23 protein-coding genes and 3 pseudogenes are annotated in these 19,304 nt (G+C 68.5%); 15 read left to right on the top strand and 11 right to left on the bottom strand.

The window, feature by feature from the left end:
• The first annotated feature begins 137 nt into the window (after positions 1-137).
• The 8 genes from EES42_RS45045 (at position 138) to EES42_RS31400 (ending at position 7,163) form a co-directional block, all read left to right on the top strand.
• Complete coding sequence (locus EES42_RS45045) at positions 138-770, top strand: esterase/lipase family protein (protein ID WP_164495396.1); 633 nt, start codon at positions 138-140, stop codon at positions 768-770.
• A 246-nt stretch (positions 771-1,016) separates the two neighbouring features.
• A complete protein-coding gene (locus EES42_RS31430) occupies positions 1,017-1,760 on the top strand; it encodes a sirohydrochlorin chelatase (RefSeq protein WP_206433671.1) in 744 nt (247 codons plus the stop codon).
• Positions 1,761-2,721: 961 nt separating this feature from the next.
• On the top strand, positions 2,722-3,324 hold the full coding sequence (locus EES42_RS31425; RefSeq protein ID WP_124721685.1) for a hypothetical protein: 603 nt from the start codon (positions 2,722-2,724) through the stop codon (positions 3,322-3,324).
• Between the two features lie 159 nt (positions 3,325-3,483).
• On the top strand, positions 3,484-4,068 hold the full coding sequence (locus EES42_RS31420; RefSeq protein WP_124721684.1) for a hypothetical protein: 585 nt from the start codon (positions 3,484-3,486) through the stop codon (positions 4,066-4,068).
• Positions 4,069-4,840: 772 nt separating this feature from the next.
• On the top strand, positions 4,841-5,746 hold the full coding sequence (locus EES42_RS31415; protein WP_124721683.1) for an aldo/keto reductase: 906 nt from the start codon (positions 4,841-4,843) through the stop codon (positions 5,744-5,746).
• Between the two features lie 79 nt (positions 5,747-5,825).
• Positions 5,826-6,134 (top strand): hypothetical protein, encoded by a 309-nt coding sequence (locus EES42_RS31410; protein WP_124721682.1) that lies wholly within the window; start codon positions 5,826-5,828, stop codon positions 6,132-6,134.
• 126 nt (positions 6,135-6,260) lie between these two features.
• On the top strand, positions 6,261-6,695 hold the full coding sequence (locus tag EES42_RS31405) for a DUF6892 domain-containing protein (RefSeq protein WP_124721681.1): 435 nt from the start codon (positions 6,261-6,263) through the stop codon (positions 6,693-6,695).
• A gap of 180 nt (positions 6,696-6,875) precedes the next feature.
• A complete protein-coding gene (locus tag EES42_RS31400) occupies positions 6,876-7,163 on the top strand; it encodes a hypothetical protein (RefSeq protein WP_124721680.1) in 288 nt (95 codons plus the stop codon).
• Positions 7,164-7,642: 479 nt separating this feature from the next.
• On the opposite strand, the pseudogene EES42_RS31395 reads toward EES42_RS31400, so the two are convergent.
• The 3 genes and pseudogenes from EES42_RS31395 to EES42_RS31380 all read right to left on the bottom strand — a co-directional run.
• Positions 7,643-7,822 (bottom strand): annotated as a pseudogene (locus tag EES42_RS31395) (pyridoxamine 5'-phosphate oxidase); the annotation flags it as partial.
• Positions 7,823-7,828: 6 nt separating this feature from the next.
• Positions 7,829-8,494 (bottom strand): nitroreductase, encoded by a 666-nt coding sequence (locus tag EES42_RS31390; RefSeq protein ID WP_124721679.1) that lies wholly within the window; start codon positions 8,492-8,494, stop codon positions 7,829-7,831.
• Between the two features lie 864 nt (positions 8,495-9,358).
• A pseudogene (locus EES42_RS31380) lies at positions 9,359-9,484 on the bottom strand (alpha/beta hydrolase fold domain-containing protein); the annotation flags it as partial.
• Positions 9,485-9,621: 137 nt separating this feature from the next.
• On the opposite strand from EES42_RS31380, the gene EES42_RS31375 reads away from it, so the two are divergent.
• Genes EES42_RS31375 through EES42_RS31365 form a run of 3 tightly spaced genes read left to right on the top strand, consistent with a single transcriptional unit; the run spans position 9,622 to position 12,703 of the window.
• Positions 9,622-10,362: a FadR/GntR family transcriptional regulator gene (locus EES42_RS31375; protein ID WP_124721677.1), complete on the top strand. Its 741-nt coding sequence runs from the start codon at positions 9,622-9,624 to the stop codon at positions 10,360-10,362.
• Positions 10,362-11,588, top strand: a complete 1,227-nt coding sequence (locus EES42_RS31370) for a CynX/NimT family MFS transporter (protein ID WP_124721676.1) — start codon at positions 10,362-10,364, stop codon at positions 11,586-11,588. Before EES42_RS31375 ends, EES42_RS31370 begins: the two co-directional genes overlap by 1 nt.
• A gap of 5 nt (positions 11,589-11,593) precedes the next feature.
• A complete protein-coding gene (locus tag EES42_RS31365; RefSeq protein WP_124721675.1) occupies positions 11,594-12,703 on the top strand; it encodes a hypothetical protein in 1,110 nt (369 codons plus the stop codon).
• On the opposite strand, the gene EES42_RS31360 is transcribed toward EES42_RS31365, so the two are convergent.
• Both EES42_RS31360 and EES42_RS31355 read right to left on the bottom strand, forming a co-directional pair.
• Complete coding sequence (locus tag EES42_RS31360) at positions 12,691-12,939, bottom strand: hypothetical protein (RefSeq protein ID WP_124721674.1); 249 nt, start codon at positions 12,937-12,939, stop codon at positions 12,691-12,693. The two genes, EES42_RS31365 and EES42_RS31360, sit on opposite strands and share 13 nt — an antisense overlap.
• A gap of 25 nt (positions 12,940-12,964) precedes the next feature.
• Positions 12,965-13,861, bottom strand: a complete 897-nt coding sequence (locus tag EES42_RS31355; protein ID WP_124721673.1) for an aminoglycoside phosphotransferase family protein — start codon at positions 13,859-13,861, stop codon at positions 12,965-12,967.
• Between the two features lie 324 nt (positions 13,862-14,185).
• Between EES42_RS31355 and EES42_RS31350 the strand changes: the two genes are divergently transcribed.
• The gene (locus tag EES42_RS31350; protein ID WP_323186656.1) at positions 14,186-14,572 is read left to right on the top strand and encodes a hypothetical protein; all 387 of its coding nucleotides are present in this window, start codon (positions 14,186-14,188) and stop codon (positions 14,570-14,572) included.
• Between the two features lie 436 nt (positions 14,573-15,008).
• Here the strand turns inward: EES42_RS31350 and EES42_RS31340 are convergent, their stop codons facing one another.
• Genes EES42_RS31340 through EES42_RS31320 form a run of 5 tightly spaced genes read right to left on the bottom strand, consistent with a single transcriptional unit; the run spans position 15,009 to position 17,700 of the window.
• Positions 15,009-15,299 carry an Ada metal-binding domain-containing protein gene (locus EES42_RS31340; protein ID WP_206433669.1) on the bottom strand — a complete coding sequence of 97 codons (291 nt, stop codon included), beginning with the start codon at positions 15,297-15,299 and terminating at the stop codon, positions 15,009-15,011.
• Positions 15,296-16,036, bottom strand: coding sequence for a 2OG-Fe(II) oxygenase (locus EES42_RS31335; RefSeq protein WP_124721672.1), 741 nt, complete (start codon positions 16,034-16,036; stop codon positions 15,296-15,298). Before EES42_RS31335 ends, EES42_RS31340 begins: the two co-directional genes overlap by 4 nt.
• Positions 16,033-16,641, bottom strand: coding sequence for a methylated-DNA--[protein]-cysteine S-methyltransferase (locus EES42_RS31330; protein WP_124722165.1), 609 nt, complete (start codon positions 16,639-16,641; stop codon positions 16,033-16,035). Before EES42_RS31330 ends, EES42_RS31335 begins: the two co-directional genes overlap by 4 nt.
• Before the next feature lie 5 nt (positions 16,642-16,646).
• Positions 16,647-17,138 carry an RNA polymerase sigma factor gene (locus EES42_RS31325; RefSeq protein ID WP_124721671.1) on the bottom strand — a complete coding sequence of 164 codons (492 nt, stop codon included), beginning with the start codon at positions 17,136-17,138 and terminating at the stop codon, positions 16,647-16,649.
• 49 nt (positions 17,139-17,187) lie between these two features.
• Positions 17,188-17,700 carry a methylated-DNA--[protein]-cysteine S-methyltransferase gene (locus EES42_RS31320; RefSeq protein ID WP_124721670.1) on the bottom strand — a complete coding sequence of 171 codons (513 nt, stop codon included), beginning with the start codon at positions 17,698-17,700 and terminating at the stop codon, positions 17,188-17,190.
• 140 nt (positions 17,701-17,840) lie between these two features.
• Here EES42_RS31320 and EES42_RS31315 point away from each other — a divergent pair, with 140 nt between their 5' ends.
• The 3 genes from EES42_RS31315 to EES42_RS47365 all read left to right on the top strand — a co-directional run bounded on the left by EES42_RS31315 (position 17,841) and on the right by EES42_RS47365 (position 18,965).
• Positions 17,841-18,275, top strand: a complete 435-nt coding sequence (locus EES42_RS31315) for a hypothetical protein (RefSeq protein ID WP_124721669.1) — start codon at positions 17,841-17,843, stop codon at positions 18,273-18,275.
• A gap of 223 nt (positions 18,276-18,498) precedes the next feature.
• Complete coding sequence (locus EES42_RS31310; protein ID WP_206433668.1) at positions 18,499-18,765, top strand: helix-turn-helix domain-containing protein; 267 nt, start codon at positions 18,499-18,501, stop codon at positions 18,763-18,765.
• Between the two features lie 68 nt (positions 18,766-18,833).
• Positions 18,834-18,965 carry a hypothetical protein gene (locus tag EES42_RS47365; protein ID WP_266499218.1) on the top strand — a complete coding sequence of 44 codons (132 nt, stop codon included), beginning with the start codon at positions 18,834-18,836 and terminating at the stop codon, positions 18,963-18,965.
• Positions 18,966-18,982: 17 nt separating this feature from the next.
• Here the strand turns inward: EES42_RS47365 and EES42_RS45670 are convergent.
• A pseudogene (locus tag EES42_RS45670) lies at positions 18,983-19,304 on the bottom strand (hypothetical protein); the annotation flags it as partial.

Here is a 19,304-nt window from a genome sequence, read left to right as displayed (position 1 = left end):
GTTCGCGGCCTGCGAGACGCCTGTCCTGTCGCGCTGTTCTCACCGCACAGGAAGGGAAGCGGACGGCCATAGGTGCGTCACTCGACCCGAGCAAGCCTGCCGCTGCCAGCGGGTACGCCGACATCGCCCGCCGGACGGTGAAGCTGCCGGGCATCGACGACTGGCAGGCCACGCCGAGCAAGGCCCGACCGCGGCCGCTGGTCCTGGTCCTGGCCCTGGTCCACGGCAGTTTCGGCAACGCCGACAACTACTGGATCGCCACCGCGCCGATGCTGGTCGCTGCCGGCTACCTCGTCTTTCGGTCCGACTACGGCGCACTGCCGGACGTGCCGGTCCTGCACGGGCTGGGGCCGGTGAAGGACTCCGCCAAGGAACTGAGCGAGTTCGTGGACCGGGTGCTGACGTCGACCGGCGCGTCCCAGGTCGACATCATCAGCCACTCCGGCGGCGGTCTCGTGTCGCTACTGCCTTCGGTTCCTCGGTGGCGCGGACAAGGCGTGCCAGGACATCGAGCTGGCCCCGCCCACCCACGGAACGACCGGCATGGGGATGACGACCCTCGCGCGGCAGTTCACCGGCGGCGTCGAGGTGGTGGAGGCGACCAACCCGCTCGCGGGGGAGCCCTCGACGAACGAGCGGAGAAACTTGAGACATCCCGTGCAGCCAACCGCGAACTGACCGGTCCAGGTGAACAGGTCGGGCGCGGCAGGTCGCGCAGGTCCGGGCGTCGGGCTCCGTTCGTTCGGCATCGATCCAGCACAGCTCCCTGACCTACCCGGAGGGGCGCTTTCGACCGATCGAGGTTGTGGAGCACCACCCCACAGCGGCTCGCCGAAAGCATGGCGCGGGATCCCGCCCGTCATGGGCCTCTGGCCGGCCTGGAGTCGCCCGGCCTGCCGAACCTTTGCGGAGAGTAATGTCATCGTCACTCCATTGTGTCCATGTCGTGTGAAGAGAGTGGTTCGACAGTGACCGACGTGATTGAGTCGCCGCGCCAGCAGGTCCCCGGGTCCGACGTGAGCACGTTGCTCCTGCTGGCGCACGGCAGCATCGACCCCCGGGCGCAGGAGACCACTCGTGCGCTCGCCCGCGTGGTCGGGCTGTCCCGGGCGCGCCGGGTCGAGGTCGCCTACCTCCGGCACGCCCACCCCACAGCGCGTCAGGTGCTGCACACCCTCGCGGGGACCGGACACGGCCGTGTGGTGGTGGTGCCGTTGCTGCTCACCTCCGCTTTTCACGCCCGGGTCGACCTGCCCATGGCGCTGTCCGGCCCTGGGGCCCCGGTGCCGGTCGTGACGTCCGTCCTGGGCAGTCCTTTGCACGTGCCCGACGCGCGCCTGGTCGCAGCGCTGCGGCGCCGTCTCGCCGAGCTGGACGTCGAGTTCGACGCCGTGGTGCTGGCTGCTGCGGGCAGTAGCGACAGCGACGCCTGCCGGTCGGTGAGTGCCATGGCATCCGCGTTGGGTGCGGACCTCGGGCTGCCGTGCCTGGCCGGTTTCGCGTCGACCGTGTCACCGACACCCGCGGAGGCGATCGAGCAACTGCGTCTCGCGGGAGCACGCCGGGTCGCGGTCGCGTCCTATTGCCTGGCACCCGGGAGGCTGTTTCGCCGGGCCGCCGACTCGTCGACCGAGGCCGGCGCGGTCGGCATCTCCGAGCCGCTGGGCGACGCGCCCGAACTCGTCGGGCTCATCCTGGAACGATTCCACGAAGCCTGCGACGCGAAGACAGGAACAGGAACGTCAACCGAACGGCCCTGACTGAATTTTCGGATCGCCAGTCCGCGCTACCGAGACAGACACTCACCCCGCGAGATCTACTTCGCCGCGGCGTACTTCCCCGTGGTACACGCACCGCCGGACACTGCAGCCCGGCCGACGGGACGGGCGACGACTTCGCCCCCGACCGGCCCGAGCCCCTGCCGGCGACCACCCCGCACACGACGACAGCGCCCCAGCCCACCACCGGGGCGCTGCGCCCCGCCGAGGCCGGCACCACCACAGCCGCTCGTCCTCACCGGACGGTGTGACCTTGAGGTGTTCTCCCGGATCCACTGCTGTACAGACAGGAGTTGCCCCCACCCGAACCGTTGCGCCGTGACCCGTCGTCCGAGGTTCTCGCCCTGGACGACGACGTCGCTCTCAGCTGTGGGGAGTGTGCCGCCGGCCTGGACGTGATTCTGGGCAAGGCGGTAGTAGCGCTGCCACCCGGTGTCCCATACCGGGCACCACCCCAGATCGACCGCGTCCAGCTCATCCTGTCGCGCTTCGGACATCGCCCCACGCGTTCGACGCCGGAATACAAGCGACAAGTTGGGGGCGCGGGCTTCCTCTCCTGTTTTCCTCCCTGCTCTCCGGATGGGTGACCGGTGGGGTCTTCAGGTGCACTGTTGATGAAATATCGACCATTGAGAATTAAATTTCTCCGCTGGCTGGTCAACGTGTGCTGATCAATTTCTTTCCGGTTGCCATCCTCCCGAGTGAGTGCCTGCCCTGAGCCGCGCATACTGGCCGGTACGGGTGGTGAGGGCGAGCCGGTATGAGATAGAAGTGGTTCCGCATTTCGGGAATTCTTGTTCATCTCAAAAGAATAGACGGTTCAACCAGACGAGGGCGGTAATTCGTTCGTACTTCCAGGGGTTCCCCGGAAGGCCGACGCCGCCCCTGTCCGGGGGACAGTCGTGCCCATGGGCAGACCGAACAGCCGAGAGACAGGTGCCTCATGACCGCTCAGACCCCCGCTGCTCCGCAGCTGACCAACGATGAGTTCGACGAGCTCATCGACCGGATCAACGCCCATCACCAGGCGACGCTCATCGCCATCTCGGCCGGCCGGCCGAAGCCGGCTCCCTTCGTCATGCCGAAGGAGTTCGAGGGCGTCAGCAACGACTACACGGACCTGCCCCAGGATTCGATCGACGCGTTCGCCAGCTCCAGGGAAGCCAACGCCAGCCAGGCCAACGGGCAGACGGGTCACATCTCCAGCATCTCGGAGGATTACAAGAACGGAAAGATCAGCGGGGATTCATTCGACGAGCTGATCGACAAGCAGAAGAAAGAGAACATCGAGAAGTTCACCAAGGACCAGAACGATACAGCTGAAAAGCTCAAGGCATCCGGTCACGCACACCCGGAAAAGCAGAACGAGATCGCTCAAGCCTTCAGCGATGCCGGTGAGTGGATCGTCAGCAATCTCTGGGGCGCGGTAAAGGACTTCTTCCAGAAGCTCGCCGATCAGATCCAGCAGTGGTGGAACCAGGTCGTCAGCTGGTTCGGCGGCGCGGTGGAAACCCTGAAGAGCTGGTGGCACGGCCTCTTCGGCTGAGCCCCGCCCCACGGCCGGGGGCGGGAAGCGCCGCAGCACCCCACGGCGCCCCGCCCCCTTTGGCTCGGCACCACGAATCGGGGGCCGGGCAGCCGCCCGGCCCCTCAACGGACCAGGCTCGCGCATCCGGCACGGGCAGTGACAACCGGGGAGAAACACATGGCACAGAACCTCGACCAGCCGTTGACCGACGCCCAGTTCGACACCCTCCTCGACGAGCTCAACGCCCACCACAAGGCGACCTTGGAGGCGATCACCACCGGCGGGGAACGCCCCACGTCTCCCCGGTCCGCCGCCCCCTACACGCACGACGACTTCAGTAAACTCCCCGAAGACGCGAAGAAGGCTCTCGCGGACACCCTGCAGCAGGAACTCGCCCTTCTGGCCGACAGCAAGAAGACCATTGTCGGTCTCCTGCTCCAGGCCCACGAGAAGAAGATCACCCAGGACCAGCTCGATGCAGGGGCCAATGCGCAGGAGGACAAGAACAAGCAGGCCCTCGCAGACCTGAACGGCAAGTTGGCAGAAGGGCTCAAAGCATCAGGACACGCACACCCCGAATCCCAGGACTTGATCGTCAGCGCCTACAAGACCTCAAGCGATCTGTCCGCCCAGACCTGGAACGCCGCCAGGGAGATCGACGCCGAAGCCACCGGCAGCGTCGAAACCCAGTGGGACAAGGCCGGGCCGAAGTACGACACCCTGATGCAGGACCTCCAGAACAACTGGAAGATCTTCGCCTGACACAGCCCCACCCCGCCCGGCGGCCGCCTGCCGCACCGCCACGGACTCCGTAGTACGGGTGATGTGGAAGCCCGGCGGCATGGCCACAGCCCTCAGGCTCCTCCTCGCCACCGCCCTTCGCCGATGGCCGCGCACACCTCTGCAAGGGCGGAACCGCCTCGTAGCTGACCGACGCCAGCCCCGGACAGGCCCGCGGCCTGGACACCGTCGCGGACCGCAGGACCAGCCCACCGACCATCACGCCCGGCGCCCCCAAGGAGACAGGAACCCACCCACGGGCTCCAGGGTGACGGCAGCCCGGCCATCACCCTGGACCCACACCAGCCGGCGCAGCCATCAACTGCGTGACACACCCGGCGATCGACCGCGGCGCGCCGTTCCTGTGGCTTGCGGACAAGACGGGCCGGCGTGGCTTCGTCGAGCACTGCCAGGCCGTACGCCTGGACGATGCGTACGCCGCCCTCCACCGGATCATCGGCGGCGGCGCAGTTCGGGGCCGTGGCCACCCGTTAGGACCAGCGCGGATGCATCTACCTCGGCGCTGTCACCGCCGCCGCTCTCCTCATCTGGCTGGGCTCGTGAACCGAGTTCACGGGGTGAAAGCGACACCAGGATCAACCGTGCGTCCCCTGCGTAGATTCCCATTTTGGCTGTGACATTCCTCCGCCATCAGGCGCCTTCTCGTCAAGGCTCCCTCTTGGGCATACTCCACGCCTATTCCACCTCAAATCATCGATGAGCGTGGGCTGTTGCGAGGGGAGTGCTGGAAGAGATGACGCTGGAGACAGTCTCTGCGGGGACCGCAGGCACCTGGCTGTTGGGGGACCTCGCGGTCAACCGGATCGGATTAGGTGCCATGCGGTTGACCGGCAGTGCCGCCTTCCATCAGGGCATCGCGCGTGACCGCAGCCAGGTGATCGGCGTACTGCGCCGTGCGCTGGAACTCGGCGTCAACCACATCGACACCGCTGCGTTCTACTTCTCGCGGCTACGCTCCGCCAACGAGCTGATCAACGCGGCATTGGCTCCGTACCCGGACGACTTGGTGATCGCCACCAAGGTCGGCCCCACACGGGACGCGTCCGGTGAGTGGACGGCCCCGGCCCGGCCCGGTCAGCTGCGCGGCCAAGTCGAGGAGAATCTGCGTCAGCTCGGCCGCGACCACCTCGACGTGGTCAACCTGCGCCTCATGGGCCAGGACTCGATCAGCGAGCACTTCGGAGCCCTTGCCGAGCTGCGTGAAGCCGGACTCATCCGCCACCTCGGCATCTCCGGCGCACGCCCCACTCACCTGGCCCAAGCCCAAGCAATCGCGCCCGTGGTATGCGTCCAGAACCGCTACGGCATCGACGCACGCGCCAGCACTGAGATGCTCCACACGTGCGCCGCACACGGCATCGCGTTCGTGCCCTTCTTCTCCATCGCCGGCGAGGGGCGCGAAGCAGGCGCCATCCACGCTGAGGAGGAACAGATCCTCGCTGTCGCCCGTGCGCACGGAGTGTCACCGGCGCAGGTACGTCTGGCATGGATCCTGCGACAGGGCAAACATGTCCTAGCCATACCAGGAACGGGCAACCCGGACCACCTCATCGACAACCTGGCGGCAGGCTCAATGCATCTGACGAAGGAAGACCTCGCAGTTCTCGATTCGATCAACTGCACTGCATTCCGATGCTGATTGCCATCAGGCGCGTGAGTAGATTCAACACTCGTCTCGATAAGGGATACAGGCCCTGATACCCGACTCCACCATCACGTTGGAGCAGCGCCGGGAGCGGGCGGACGAGCGTCAGCCGTCGCCCTCCGGTTCCCGGTTCCTCTACTTCGCGGTCCCGGCCATCTCCCGCCACATGTTCCGCACGGTCGAGATCCGCCAGGCGCTCCCCGCCCTGATCACGGTGGCCCCCGCTTGGGAACTCGCCCTGCAGGACATCTTTCTCCCCCTGAACGACTGGCCGGACGTCCCTGCGCTGGTCCCCCTCGGCGGTGCCCTCGCCGCCACTTGGTCGCCGCCTGCGAGCTGCGCCGCCTCCACGGCTGCCACGGCATGTGCTTCCGCAGGCTGACCGCCGTGGCGGCCTGAGCGCGGCCGGGCCCGGCCAGGGGGACGGCCCGGTCCGCCGCTGCCTTCCTCTGCCCGGCCGGGGGCCGGGCGGAGGACCCGTGTCGTACCTCCGTGGTACTCCTGTCCCATGAGCCAATTCCGCGACTTCAACCTCAAGCTGCTCGTCATCGAGGAGCTCATGTACGGCCCCGAGCCGCTCCTTCCGGTCTACGACCTGCCCGCGCGGCTGGCCGAGCGGGGGATCGGCGACCCCGCGTCCTACGTCCTGGAGAACGGCCTCCACGCGGAGGTGCTGCCGGAGTCCCGGTCCCATTTCGAGGACCTGGAGATCCCGGCCGAGCTGCTCGCCCGCGTCGAGGAGCTGTGCTTCGACGCCGGGGCGGACGTCTTCCGGCACTGCGCCCCCGCCTGGGACGGCGAGGACGACCTGTTCGACGTCCGCTCGCTCGACGACCTCGCCCTGCTGCCCAACCTGCGGGAGGTCACCTTCGTGGAGGACGGCGTCCTGGCGGTGCCGGACGCGGCGGAGGTCTTCGCCGCATCCGGCATCGACATCGACTGAGCCCCGGCACCCGTTCGTCGCCCGCCGCCCCGGCGCCCCCGACGGCCCCGGCCCGCCCGCCGACGCCGCCACGCGCGGCTGGTTGCCGCCCTGACCACGCTGATCGGCGCCTGTGCCGAAGCGGCGGGCGCGGTCCACGAGCCGACCGCCGCGGCCCCGCCCGGCCAGGAGGCCGTGGGCGTGAGCCTCTTGCCACGTATCCAGGTCAGCCTCAGCGCCGGCCTTCTGCTGGACCGGGCCCGCGCCGAGGACGATGCCCGGTGGCCGGCCGCCGTGGCGCGGGAGCGACAGCAAGCCCGGCGGACGTACGCCGCACGGTGCGACGTCGCCATGGCCCAGCAAGTCGCGGAGCGGGCCGGCCCGCCGGGTGAGCACGGTGTGCCTCTGCCGACGGTGCACCAGGCCGCCGCGATGGACCTGACGAGTGCCGGCGACGAGGTGGCCGCGCGGTGGCGGACCGACCCGTAGGAGGCGGCTGCCTCGCCGCGCGAGCTGGTGGCCGGCGGCGAACTCGCCGCCGGCGAGGTCCTCGACGAAGCGGCCGACTCCGCAGTGCTGACCGGACTGTTGGCACTGCAGGAGGCGCGCACCGCGCCCGATCCGAGCACGGCGGCGGAACTCTGCCTGACCACCGTCCCCCACATCGCACTTGCAGTTCACCCTGGCCGGCACCGACCTTGACTGATCGAGACCAGGAAAGAGGCCCCCTGTACCCATCGTCGGACCCGGCTACGACGACCCCGAGTACGCCAACTACGACGGCAGCGCCGGTCCGGGTGCGGGTCAGACGCACGCGTGGAGAACCACGAGGGCGACATCGGTCCGCGGCTGCCCCGGCCGCAGCGGCCGTATTGCCCCCATGACCGTGTTGGCCACGACGATGGCCAGAAACGCGAAGGCGGCGCGCGGCGAGTGACGCAGGCCGCCGCGCACTGTGCCGTTCTGTCGGTCGCGTCCGGTATCGCCACCGTCCGCGCGTCCAGGACGGCAACGAACCCGGCGGGGCCGCCGCGCGGCGAGACGTCGCAGTTGCCCTCGGCGTCCGCGCCGGCGACCAGGACCAGCGATGAGCAGCCGATCAACCGCCAGGTCTGCTCGGTGAGTTCGGTCATCTGCTTGCGCACGGCCACGGGTCATAATCCGATGAATTTCACTGTTTCCGTCATGTCCGCCCGTCCGGTGCGCAGCCGTGGCGCGCCTTCTTTCTCGAATCCCACCGAGACACCGCAGAGCAGCACGAGCTCGTCGTCGGCTCCGACCATCTGGCTGACGGTCTTGCGATACATCGTCCACATCACCTGGGGGCAGCTGTGCAACCCCTCCGCCCTCAGCAACAGCATGACCGTCTGCAAATACATCCCCGCGTCCGCCCACTGCCCGGGGCCCATCGTCCGGCCGAGGTAGCAGAACAGCACGAGCGGCGCCCCGAACGCCTCCGAGTTCAAGGCAGCGATCTTCATGGGCCGGTCGGGGTCGTCGCGCTCGATGCCCAACGCTTCGTACCGCTGGGCGGCCGCGGCGGCGAAGCGGCCCATATACGGCGAGGCCAGTTCGGCCGGGTACATCGGGTACTCCCGCTCGTCGCCCGGGTCGCCCGCCAGTGCCCTGGCCGTCGCGCGCCTCTTCAGTTCGGCCAGGGGCTCGCCGGCCACGACATAGGCATGCCACGGCTGGAGGTTCCCACTCGACGGAGCCCGCGTCGCTGCGGTCAGCACTCGTTCGAGAACCTCTTGCGGCACCGGCTCGTCGCTGAACGCCCGCACGGCCCGGCGGCCGTCCACGGCTTCATACACATCCATGTGGTTCTCGTCCTCTCACTCAACCTCTCACTCAACGTAGCTCGACCTGCTCTGGTCGGTAATGATCTTCACCAGTCCTGGATCGCTGCGGTTCAGCTTCTCCTCGACGGTGCGGAAGGCGGCCGCGGAACTGTCGACCGGCTTGCGGGCACGGTGTCCTTCGTCGCCAGCGTGTTGCCTGGCCAGCAGATCCGGTAGAGGTCGACCTCGGTCAACGGGTCGCGGCCGGATCGGTAGAACTCGCAACGGGTGCAAGGCTGTTGGGGCGCGGAACGGGCATGGTCGGGCGGGAATGGTTAGGCGTGGTCCGGCAGCAAGGGAGCGAGTTCGCCACGGGGGCGGCCGATGGTCAGCTCGTCGAACCGGGACGGCGGCAGCACGCTGATTGTCAACTGCCAGGCCAGGTATACGGCTGCGGGTACGAAGAAGGCGGCTGCGACGCCAGGAGCTGCGAAGGCGACGACGGATCGGCGGCGGGCAGCATTCCGTACGGAGGCGAGCCCTGTGACGGACTCCGGTACGGCGGTGCCCTTGCCGGGGCCAGGTGAGCGGCCCCTGCGTGCGGCCCGCGGACTGCGGGCGCCGCCTCCCGTCGCGACATCGGCGTCCCCGGTCGCGGCGTCGGCGTCTCCGGGCAGGTCGCGACCTGGTGCGGGAGGACTGCAGTGACACGGAATCCGCCCTGGTGCGGGCCGGTCCACAGGGTGCCGCCGAGCACCGTCACCCGCTCTCTGAGCCCCGTCAGACCCCTGCCACCGGTGCCGATCGTCGGGCCCACGGCCGCGAACGCCGATCGGTCAGCCGGCGGAGCGGTGTTCACGACGCTCACGCGGGTCCGATCGGCCTCGTGTGAGATCTGCACAAAAGCCGCACGGGCGTCCCGGCCGCGTGGAGCCGCTCGGCGTAGCGGCGGCCGGGATCGGCGACCGCGTCCGGGGTGGGCACCACCACGAGCGCGGGGGCGAGTCCGCTCAGGTTGTCGGCGCACAGGCAGTCGCCGTCACGGCCGGAGGTGAATTTGCACTGCCTGAAACAGGGAGGCCAGGCCGCGCAAGTCGGCCCTAGCCGATTCGACGGTCCGTGTGTTTTTATGCAGATGTTCAGATGTCCAACATTTGGAGGTCTCCATGGATGCTTTGCGGCAGCCGCGCCGAGCGTCGACGCTCGCCGCGCAGGTCGCCGACCAGCTGCGGGAGCAGCTGGCCACGGGAAAATGGCCGGTAGGCACCCGGATCCCGGGAGAGTTGGAGCTTGCAGGCCTGCTCCAGGTCAGCCGGAATACAGTCCGTGAGGCGCTGCGGGCTCTGGTGCATCTGGGTCTGCTGGAGTCGCGGGTCGGCGACGGCACCTATGTCCGGGTGGCCAACGAGTTGGAAGCCGTCCTGCTGCGGCGGACGGCCACGACGCGGCCGGTGGATGTTCTGGAGTTGCGGGCGGTGCTGGAGGAGCATGCCGCCGGGCTGGCTGCCGAACGGCGCTCCCAGGCAGACATTGTGCGGCTGCGCGAGATGCTTGCGGCGGTGCAGGAGAGTAACCGCTCGGGGTCAATGACGCAGGTCGCTGCCGCCGACGGCGCTTTCCATCAGGCAGTGGTACAGGCCGGTGGCAACGAACTCCTCGGGGAGTTGTACGACTACCTGGGCAGTGCTCTGTCGTCCTTGCTGACGGCGCTGCCCTGGGACGACGACGTCGCTGTCGAGCACGACCATTGGCATGGTGCACTCGTCGACGCAGTCGCCGCCGGCGACGCGGTTGCCGCCCGCTACGCGGCATCCATGCTGGTCCAGGTGACCAGTCGGCTGGCCGACGAAGCGGGCCAGGACGCGGTTGCCGAACAGGACGATGCGGTAGACCGGGGCCGGTCCTGATGCGCGAGGTGCCCGGTGCCGTACGTGGCGGCCAGTTGTCTGCGTTGCTGCTGGTGGGCGTGTTGCTGGTGGCCGCGAACCTTCGCGCCGCGCTGACCGGGGTCGGTCCGCTGCTTCCGGACATCGGCAGATCGACCGGCCTGTCCGGAACCTGGACCGGACTGCTCAGCACCCTGCCACTGCTCACGTTCGCCGCCACCTCCCCGCTGGTCGGCCGCACCACACACCGCTACGGCGCCCCGCGCACCCTGGGCCTCTCTCTGGCCGTCCTGGCGGTCGGGCTGGTGCTGCGGTCCCTTCCCGGCACGTTCTTCCTGTTCGCGGGCACTGTGGTGGTCGCCGCCGCGATCGCCTACGGCAACGTGCTGCTGCCGTCCGTGGTCAAGAGCACCGTGCCGGAGGACCGGATCAGCCAGGTGACCGGCCTGTACGTCACCGCCATGGGTTTCCTGGCCGCCGTGGCGTCAGGAGTGTCCGTGCCGCTGGCCGACCATCTGCCCGGGGGATGGCGCGCCGCGCTGGGCTGCTGGGCCGTCCTCGCGGTGCTGGCCTACGCGGTGTGGGCTCCGCAGTACCGCCGCACCGGCCCCGCGACGCCCACGCATGCGGGACGGCAGCGCATTCCCTGGCGTTCCCCCCTGGCTTGGCAGGTCAGCCTGTTCATGGGGCTGCAGTCCCTCGGCTTCTACAGCACCATCGCCTGGCTGCCCAGCATCGTGCACGATCAGGGAGTGGGCGAGGCCGCCGCCGGGTGGCAGCTGTTTCTCTTCCAGATCGTCGGCCTCGTCTCCAGCAGCACATTGCCCGTCCTGACCCGCCGGTGGAAAGACCAGCGGATCCTGGCCGCGGCCGCCTCGGCGATCGGTGCTCTGGGTTTCGCCCTGCTGGCGGTGGCCCCGCAGCTGGCGGTCGTCTCCAGTGTGCTCATCGGCTTCGGCGGCGGAGCGTGCCTGGTCCTGGCCCTGACCTTCCAGGGCCAGCGGGCGGCCGATGCCTCGCAGGCGGCCGCGCTCGCCTCCATGGCGCAGAGCGTCGGCTACCTGGTGGCAGCTTTGGGGCCGTTGCTTCTAGGCGCGCTGCACGACCTCACCGGCGGCTGGGCGCTTCCGCTGACCGTGCTGGTCGCCCTCACTCTCACCCAGGCCGTAGTCGGAGCCGGCGCTGGCCGGGACCTCCTCCTGAAGACCACCTCATGCAGTTCTACACCCGTACGGATCGGAGACTGACGACCATGACCGTAACCGCCCCCTTCAGCTACCTGGACACGCCGACAGCGGCACCCTTGTCGATCACCGAGCTCATGCCCGGCGTCTACAACCTGCTGGAGTACGCCGCCGTCGCGGCAGGGGAACAGGTACTGATACTTGCCGAGCACAGCACCGACCCGGTGGTCATCCAGGCCATCGCGGCAGCGGCCGCCTACCGGAACGCCGACGTCCACGTGCTGTCCACCGCACCGTTCAGCGCAGGCGGATGGGACCGCGCGACGCCCTCCCCGCTCCTGCCCGCCGCCCATGGCGCTGCCGATGTCGTGATCTCACTGACCTGGTGGGGAGAGGTGCACACACCGCACCTGTTCTTCGATGAGATCGCCAAGCGCCGAGCCCGGTTCGTCTCGCTGCACCAAACGGCGACCGCCGCGGCCCTGTCCACCGGTGCCCGGCTCCCACTCGATCTGTACTTTGCGCTGGAGGCCAGGGCAACGGCCCAGCTCGCCGCTGCAGAAGAAATCCGGGTGACCACCGCACTCAACACCGATGTGACCTTCCGCAACTTCACCACCGCCGGACACCACGCCCCCCTGACCCCCGGCATGTGGCGCCCCTTCCCCTACGGCGGTGTCAACTTCTACCCCGACCAGACCGACGGCGTCGTCGTCATCGAGGAATCCACCGTCACCGGCGTCCCCGCCGAACGGACCACAATTGAGCTGGCCAACAACCGCGTCACCGCCATCGAGGGCGGCGCAGCCGCCGCACTGCGGCGCTACGCACCGAACGGCTACTACATGCGCCACGCGCTGATCGGGCTCAACCCCAAGGTGCGGTCCGCAGGAGGAACCCAGTTCGAGCGTGAGAAGCACGCCGGCGCCTTCTACTTCGGCCTCGACGGCCTCACCCAGGAGGGAACGGCCGACCGCAAAGGCCCCGGGCATGCCCACTGCGACTGCCAGTTCGACAGGCCGACCATCACCCTCGACGGCAAGCCCTTCATCGAGGACGGCTACCTGCTGCTCCTCGACGACCCTGAAATCCAAGAGCTGGCTGGAAAGTTCGGCCCTGCCGACATCCTTCTGGACCCCAACGACCGCCTTGTGCTGCCGCCCCGCTACAGCCGCTGACCGCAGCGGCCGGTAGGTCTCAAGACCGTGCCCGGCACACCCGGACCGCTTGGCCGGGTGTGCCGGATCGGCAAGCCGATCTCGCCTACGCCCGCATCAGTACGACCGCTCAGGACCTCGACCGGCAGATCGACGCGCTCCGCGAAGCCGGCATCGCCGAGGAACACATCCGCATTCGGTATGTCGTCGCCTTCGACGCCGGGTTGCCTGCCGAGTTCGCCCCGGCTCCTGCGCACGCCCCTACGGCACCCCCTGCCTGCATCAAACGCCCTTCAGAACACGATCAAGTGCCGCCCGGCCGGCAGGTCCCCAGTTCGGCTTGCCGCCGGGAAGGCCCCGGTCTCCGTTCTGCCCCATGAGCATCAGGAAGAGGCTCTTCATAACGGCCAGCCCGCGGGCGCGCCGGATCGCTGCCTCGTCCGCGTGTGCGTACGTGTCGAAGAACCGTGAGGCCGTGCCCGCAGGTAGCAGCACCCATGCGGCGGCGAGGTCCCACGCCGGATCGCCGGCGATCAGGCAACCGAAGTCGACGATGCCCGAGAGCGTTCCGTCCGAGACGACGACGTTCGCGGGATGGAGGTCGCCGTGTACCCATACCGGCGGGCCCTGCCATGCGTGGGCCGCGACGGCGTCGGCCCAGACGGCCCGGACGTCGGCAGCGATGTCGTGAGGGGCAACGGCCTGGAAGAAGTTCTCGAAGGCGTCCGTGCAGTTTCTGGGATGGGCACCGTGGTCCGTGGCGATCGGGGCCTCGGCGGGCGCCTCCACATGGAGCGCCTGGAGGAAGCCTGCCAGTGTGTCGGCCGCGTGGGCGCCGCGGCTGATCGAGCCGTGGTCCAGCGGCTCGCCGGGAACCCACGTCATTACGGTCCAGTGCTTGGGGAAGCGCTCGGACGGTTCGCCGAACCGTACCGGGGTCGGCACCGGGAGCGGCAGGCGCGGGGCCAGCACGGGTAGCCACCGTCGTTCCTTGAGCTGGAGTTCCGGGGTGGGGTCCATGCGCTGCATGCGCACGGCCAGCTCGTCCCCGAGGCGCCACATTTGGTTGCCCCAGCCGCCTGCCACCTCGCGGATGGCCAGCCCTGCAAGGTCTGGATGTTGCTCCTGCAGCAGATCGCGGACCAGGTCCGCGGTGATCTCGATCTCGGTGTCGGTCATGCGAAGCCACAGTACTGCGGTGGCAGGCAGAGCGGCTCTCGCTCTCCAGAAGATCTCGCGGTGTGACTTCGCTGATTTCTCTGGCATCACCGGTTCGGTCTCAGAAGCCGTTGTCTTTTCGAGAGTGACGGGTACGTTTCCGCTGGTCAGGTGTAGGTGCGGCGTTCCGGCGGCAGGTGCGAGGTGTTGTGTCGTCTCTTCGGTGGAGGTGCCGGGACGCCGTCGGTGATGGGGTTGCTGGAGGAGCGTGAACGCGCCGTTCGGTAGCGGGCGGAGACTCTCCAGGCCGAGCTGCGGGAGGCGGAGGCCGCGTGGGAGCGGTTCGTGATCGCCCGTGAGACGGTGGGCGAGGTTCTGGCGGATCCTCGCGCTGGCGAGGAGGTGCCGCCAGCCGTGGTGGCTGGCGAACGGCCGGTGCAAGTCACGGCGGCGGTGCCCGGTTCGGTGGTGCCGCGCTGGCAGGAAGGGCTCGCCCCGACGGTTCTCGCGCCGGACTACCGGCGGATCATGGATGTCCTGGCCGGTGGGAGCGGTACGCGCGGGAAGGCGATGCACTGCCGGCAACTCGCGGCGGCAGTCGGGCTGGAGCCGGTCCCGGCGAAGGTGGAAGGGGTGCGGACGAAGGCGAAGCGTCTGGCCGCGCGGGGCCGGCTGGCGGAGGAACGTCCGGGGATGTTCAGCGTGCCCGTCCCACGAGTCGGCGGCTCGTGACCATTCTCATCGACCACCGGATCACCGCCTCCGACGAGCGCGAGCGTGCGCGGATCGCCGATCGCCGTGGTCGCGAGGGTGCGTTCGGGGCGCCACGGGGTCGACCAGAGCAGGCGCCGGGTCATCTGCGCCCAGCCGGTCGCCGGGCCGGCCATTACCCAGAGGTCGGGGTTGGCGGCGGCGAACCGTGACGCGTGGCGCAGCCAGGAGGCCCCGGTCTCGGGCCAGGTGATCGTGCCGAGGGTTGCGCCTCCCGCGCGACCCCAGGCCGATTCGATCAGGCGTGAGGTCTCACGTGCGTGTGGGGTACGGCCGGAGCCGATCACGATGGTGTGGGCCCGGCGGGCGCGAGCCAGTTGGACGATGGCCGCGACCTCAGCGTCCGTGGCCGTCAGGTCTGCGTCGTAGCTCGCCGGCCTCTTCAGCAGGGGGCTGGTCAGGGGGTCCATTGTCGGCCGTTCTCTCGGGCGGTCTTCCACCGCTGATAGCGGACCTTGCAGCAGGCGCCGCAAGGGCGGAACCCGGCGGCGACCGCCGTGGCCTCGTCGGCGAAGAAGACCCGGTGCCTCACGTAGCCGCCGTGAGCGACGGCGCGCAGTGCTGCAGGACAGTCGAGCCGTCCGTAGACCTTCGAGCCACGGTGGCCGCCCCACTCTCCCTTCACCGGCGACCGGTAGGGACGGCCGTCGGCCCCGAGAAGGGTGTAGGTGTTCATCGCGTCGTTCATGCAGCGTCGTGGAAGACGAGGGCAAGGGTGTGACGTTCGCCGGACCGGATGGCGGACACACCGTGGCGAACCGGCGCGGCGGACCATCCGCGGGCGGACTTGACCGGTCGGTCGCGGGTGGTGAACAGGTACCCGTGGCCGTGTGGCAGCAGCGTGGACGTGCCCCGGGACTGGGCGCGCGGGCGCTGTTCCAGGAGCAGGAACTCGCCGCCCGTGTGGTCCACACCGGGCTCGTTGAGGTTGATCACGACCTGCAGCGGGAACACGAGGTCGCCGTACAGGTCGCGGTGCAGAGCGTTCCAGTCCCTCTCCTTGTAGCGGAGCAGGATCGCCGTGGACTTCGTCTGGCCGGCTTCGTGGCACATCTGCAGCCACTCATCGAGCGAGTCCGGCCACGGCGCGGGCCGGCGGAGTTTGGTCCACCAGTCGCGGGCGATGGGCAGCAGCCTCGGGTACAACGCCTGCTTGAGCCGTTCGACCGGTTCCGGGTACGGCGCGTTGAAATACCGGTACTGGCCCTCGCCGAAGCGGTGGCGGCCCATGTCGACGGTGCTGCGGAACAGGCCGTCCCGCTCGTACAGTTTCCTGATCTCTGCGGTCTCCTCGAAGGTCAGCAACTGCGGCAGCAGCGCGCCACCGTACTCGTTGATCTCCGCGGTGATCGCCTCCCAGCCGCCGGACTCGACGCGACGGTGCCAACGGTCCGTCTTCTGCCCGGTCGCCTTTGTGGTGCTCATGCCGCGGCCTCCAGGTCCAGCAGTGTGGTCTTGGCCTCAAGTCCGCCGATGTAGCCGCCGAGGGTGCCGTCGGTGCGCAGCACGCGGTGGCACGGGACGACGATCGGCAGCGGGTTGGTCGCACAGGCGGTGCCCACCGCCCGGACGGCCTTGGGGTTGCCGACGAGCTCGGCCATGTCGCGATAGCTGCGGGTCTGGCCGTACCCGATCTCGGGCAGATGCGTCTGCACCAGGCGCCGGAACCCGCGCGACAGGGACAGGTCCAGCGTCACGTCGAAGACCTGGCGGTGCTTGGCGAAGTACTCGTCGATCTCGCGAGCCACTTCGTCCAGCCGCTTCGGGGCGCGCAGGATCCGCGGGCTGAGCTTCTGGCCGAGGGCTTCCAGAACCCGGTCGTGGTCCTCGCTGGCGTACGCCACGCGGACCAGCCCCTTCGGGGTGGCGGCCAGCAGCAGCTTGCCGACGGGTGAGTCGATGGTCGTGTAAGCGACATCGATCAGGTCGGCTTGCTCTGCGGCCTGCTCCAGACGGCGGTGGAGGCGATGGAGAGTGTCGGCGTCCACAGGCGTCGACAGCAGGACGGCCATGTCGTCATCGTTGCGCATGTCGCTCACGACGATGCTCCTTTCGTGATCGCGCCCGGATAGTGTTTCCTGAGATTCTTCAGCCCGTCCGCGGCGGCTCTTCGGGCCGCCTCGACGGTGCCGCCGAGGATCTCCGCGATCTCGGCGTACGCCAGCCCCGCCACATACCGGTAGGCGATAGCCTGACGTTGCTTGCTGGGCAGTTCCTTCACCGTGGCCCACAGGTCGGCGTCCTCGGCATCCGGCACGCCCTGCCCTGCTGGTGCTTCCGGTACCTCGTCGACTGGCAGAGGATTCCTCTTCGCGGCACGCAGCACGTCGATCGCCTTGCGGTGCGCGATCTTCACGAGCCACGCCTCCACGTTCGCCGTCTCCGGCAGATCGGGATAGGCGCGCATGGCGGAGAGGAAGGTCTCCGACCACGCGTCGTCCGCATCGTGCGGGCCGAGGACGACCCGGCAGACGCGCAGCACGGTTGCACCATGCTGCGCAACCACGCTCTCGAACGGTTGTTTCATGTCCATCCCAGTGAAGACGTACGTGCGGTAATAAACGTGAGATTCCCGGTCAGAACAACCGTCCGGCGTCGCCTGCAGGCGGCTCCTCAAGCTCCAGCAGCGCCTGCTTGCGCTTCAGCCCGCCGGCGTACCCGGTCAGGGACCCGCTGGAACCGACGACGCGATGGCACGGGACGAAGATGCACAGTGGGTTCGCACCCACGGCTTGTCCGACCTGCTGCGCGAGACCACGGCCTCCGACCTGCTCGGCGGTACGGCCGTAGGTGGTCGTGTCACCGCACTGGATGCTCTTCACGATGTCCCAGACGGCGTGCTGGAACGGGTCGCCCTCGGCCGCGAGCGGAAGACCGAACTGCCTACGCCGTCCCGCCAGGTAATCGCACAGCTGGCGGACCGCTTCGTTCAGCAACGAGTCCGTCGCGTCGCTGACCTCGGAGCCGAACGCCTCCTGCGGGGGCCGACGGACATGATGCCTGAAGTACAGGCCGGTGATCGTCTCGTCCTTGGCGACGATCGTGATCGGTCCAAGGTACGTCTCGATCACGACGTGTCGAGTGCTCATCTGCATCTCCCCTCTCTTGACCGGTAGACGGACGGCCCCCGCAGAACGTGAGATTGCATTTGGAGCCGTTGCCGATCAACGTGCCAGGGCGTGTGGCGGAGGCGCTCCACGATGTGAGCGCGCGGGGCGGAGCAAGCGACATGCTCGACCGGGCCGAGCTGGAGACCACAGCCCGGCTGGCAGCGCCGGGTGCCCCGCGTCAGCGCTCGGCACGCAGGGTGGCGCGCATGCTGCTGGCCGCGCAACCGGACATGCCGGCCGACGAGATCGATCACGAGGCGGTGCCGGCCACCCGCGCTGCCGGACAGGGCGCGAACCGGCTGGCGGAGCTTGTGGCACCGGCGATCTCCCGGCCGGTCGCCCTCAAGCTGGTCAAGCGCTACCCGGACTACCTCGGCGTCGGCCACCAGGTCTCGGTGCCGGAGGACAGCGTCTCGGAGACTGGGGGCGCACAGGGGAGATCGTCTCCGTCGACAAACAGGCCGCCGTCGTCGAGCCCACCGGCGGCCACCGCCAGGAGCTCCCGCTCGATGAGCCCGCGCTGCCGCTTTTCGTATCAGGAGGATCACTCCTGATACACCCCAACGCAATGTGACTAGACGATTGTGGCTCGTTACTGGCGCGGCAGGGTGATTCTTCTCCGAACTAACGGTTTGATAGGGCTCGTTGGGGCCGGATGGCACCGGTTCAGTCCGTCGAGAACGCCTTCGCCTCCTGACGGAGCGGCGAGAAGCACAAGTTGCGTGCGGACCAGGCCAGGGTGCTGACCGAGCGTTCGTGATGCGGAATGCTTTGGTCATGAGCGAAGAATCCGAGCGGCTGGCGAAGGCTCTCATCGAGTTCCGGGAAGCCGAGGGCATTTCCGTGAGGGAGCTCGCGCATCGCACCCAGTTGAGCCAGGCGACCATCAGGCTCCACGAGAGCGATCGCGGACGCCCGCCTGTCCCCATCGCGGCCCGTCGTTTCGAGGAAGTGCTCGGCTGGGCACCGGGCAGTATCCCGACCGATTCGAGCGAGAAGACGGACCTCGAGCTTCCACCGGCCTCCGGGGCTGGCACTGGGTAGTTCGAGAGATCAGGTGGCCAGAGGGTGCTGGGCCGCCCGGCGATCTGACCGAAGGTGGGCAGGCTCAGGTGGATCACCGAGGGTTTGAGTGCGGCATCGAGCTGGGCCGGCTTCTCCTCGGCACCGGCCAGGCTGATCTCCAGGCCCTCGACCTCTCCGAGCCAGCTTTCGCGCTGAGCTTCGGCGATCCGATCGAGTAGGTTGTCGCGGATCTCGATCAGACGGCCTCGTTGGGACGGCTCGGCCGGAGGGGCGAACATCGGACGCAAGCGTGCTCGTGGATGCACGACGTTCCGAACGAGCGAGCGCAGGTTCCCAGAGAGAGCTTGCGCTTCTCGAAGTGGGCGAGGAAGGCGTCCCACTCTTCGTTCGTCGGGGTCCGGTATTCCTCGCTGGGACGAAGGGATCGGCGACGGGCGATGAATGCGCGGTGTGCTTCGATGGCGTCCGTCGGGTAGATGGCGTTGTAGCCCATCGTGGTGTTGATGTCGGAGCGACCTGCCAGTGGCACTGTCACGTTGGCTGATCGGGTGAAATGG

The sequence above is a fragment of the Streptomyces sp. ADI95-17 genome (genome assembly GCF_003846175.1).
GTDB classification, from domain to species: Bacteria; Actinomycetota; Actinomycetes; order Streptomycetales; family Streptomycetaceae; genus Streptomyces; species Streptomyces sanglieri.
This window is presented reverse-complemented; position numbering and strand designations above follow the sequence as displayed.

What these genes read in the sequence shown, in the direction of transcription:
- EES42_RS31425 (WP_124721685.1), top strand. Translation starts at nt 2,722, where the DNA reads ATGACCGCTCAGACCCCCGCTGCTCCGCAGCTGACCAACGATGAGTTC.
- EES42_RS31420 (WP_124721684.1), top strand. Translation starts at nt 3,484, where the DNA reads ATGGCACAGAACCTCGACCAGCCGTTGACCGACGCCCAGTTCGACACC.
- EES42_RS31415 (WP_124721683.1), top strand. Translation starts at nt 4,841, where the DNA reads ATGACGCTGGAGACAGTCTCTGCGGGGACCGCAGGCACCTGGCTGTTG.
- EES42_RS31405 (WP_124721681.1), top strand. Translation starts at nt 6,261, where the DNA reads ATGAGCCAATTCCGCGACTTCAACCTCAAGCTGCTCGTCATCGAGGAG.
- EES42_RS31390 (WP_124721679.1), bottom strand. Translation starts at nt 8,494, where the DNA reads ATGGATGTGTATGAAGCCGTGGACGGCCGCCGGGCCGTGCGGGCGTTC.
- EES42_RS31375 (WP_124721677.1), top strand. Translation starts at nt 9,622, where the DNA reads ATGGATGCTTTGCGGCAGCCGCGCCGAGCGTCGACGCTCGCCGCGCAG.
- EES42_RS31370 (WP_124721676.1), top strand. Translation starts at nt 10,362, where the DNA reads ATGCGCGAGGTGCCCGGTGCCGTACGTGGCGGCCAGTTGTCTGCGTTG.
- EES42_RS31365 (WP_124721675.1), top strand. Translation starts at nt 11,594, where the DNA reads ATGACCGTAACCGCCCCCTTCAGCTACCTGGACACGCCGACAGCGGCA.
- EES42_RS31355 (WP_124721673.1), bottom strand. Translation starts at nt 13,861, where the DNA reads ATGACCGACACCGAGATCGAGATCACCGCGGACCTGGTCCGCGATCTG.
- EES42_RS31340 (WP_206433669.1), bottom strand. Translation starts at nt 15,299, where the DNA reads ATGAACGACGCGATGAACACCTACACCCTTCTCGGGGCCGACGGCCGT.
- EES42_RS31335 (WP_124721672.1), bottom strand. Translation starts at nt 16,036, where the DNA reads ATGAGCACCACAAAGGCGACCGGGCAGAAGACGGACCGTTGGCACCGT.
- EES42_RS31330 (WP_124722165.1), bottom strand. Translation starts at nt 16,641, where the DNA reads ATGCGCAACGATGACGACATGGCCGTCCTGCTGTCGACGCCTGTGGAC.
- EES42_RS31325 (WP_124721671.1), bottom strand. Translation starts at nt 17,138, where the DNA reads ATGAAACAACCGTTCGAGAGCGTGGTTGCGCAGCATGGTGCAACCGTG.
- EES42_RS31320 (WP_124721670.1), bottom strand. Translation starts at nt 17,700, where the DNA reads ATGAGCACTCGACACGTCGTGATCGAGACGTACCTTGGACCGATCACG.
- EES42_RS31315 (WP_124721669.1), top strand. Translation starts at nt 17,841, where the DNA reads ATGCTCGACCGGGCCGAGCTGGAGACCACAGCCCGGCTGGCAGCGCCG.
- EES42_RS31310 (WP_206433668.1), top strand. Translation starts at nt 18,499, where the DNA reads ATGAGCGAAGAATCCGAGCGGCTGGCGAAGGCTCTCATCGAGTTCCGG.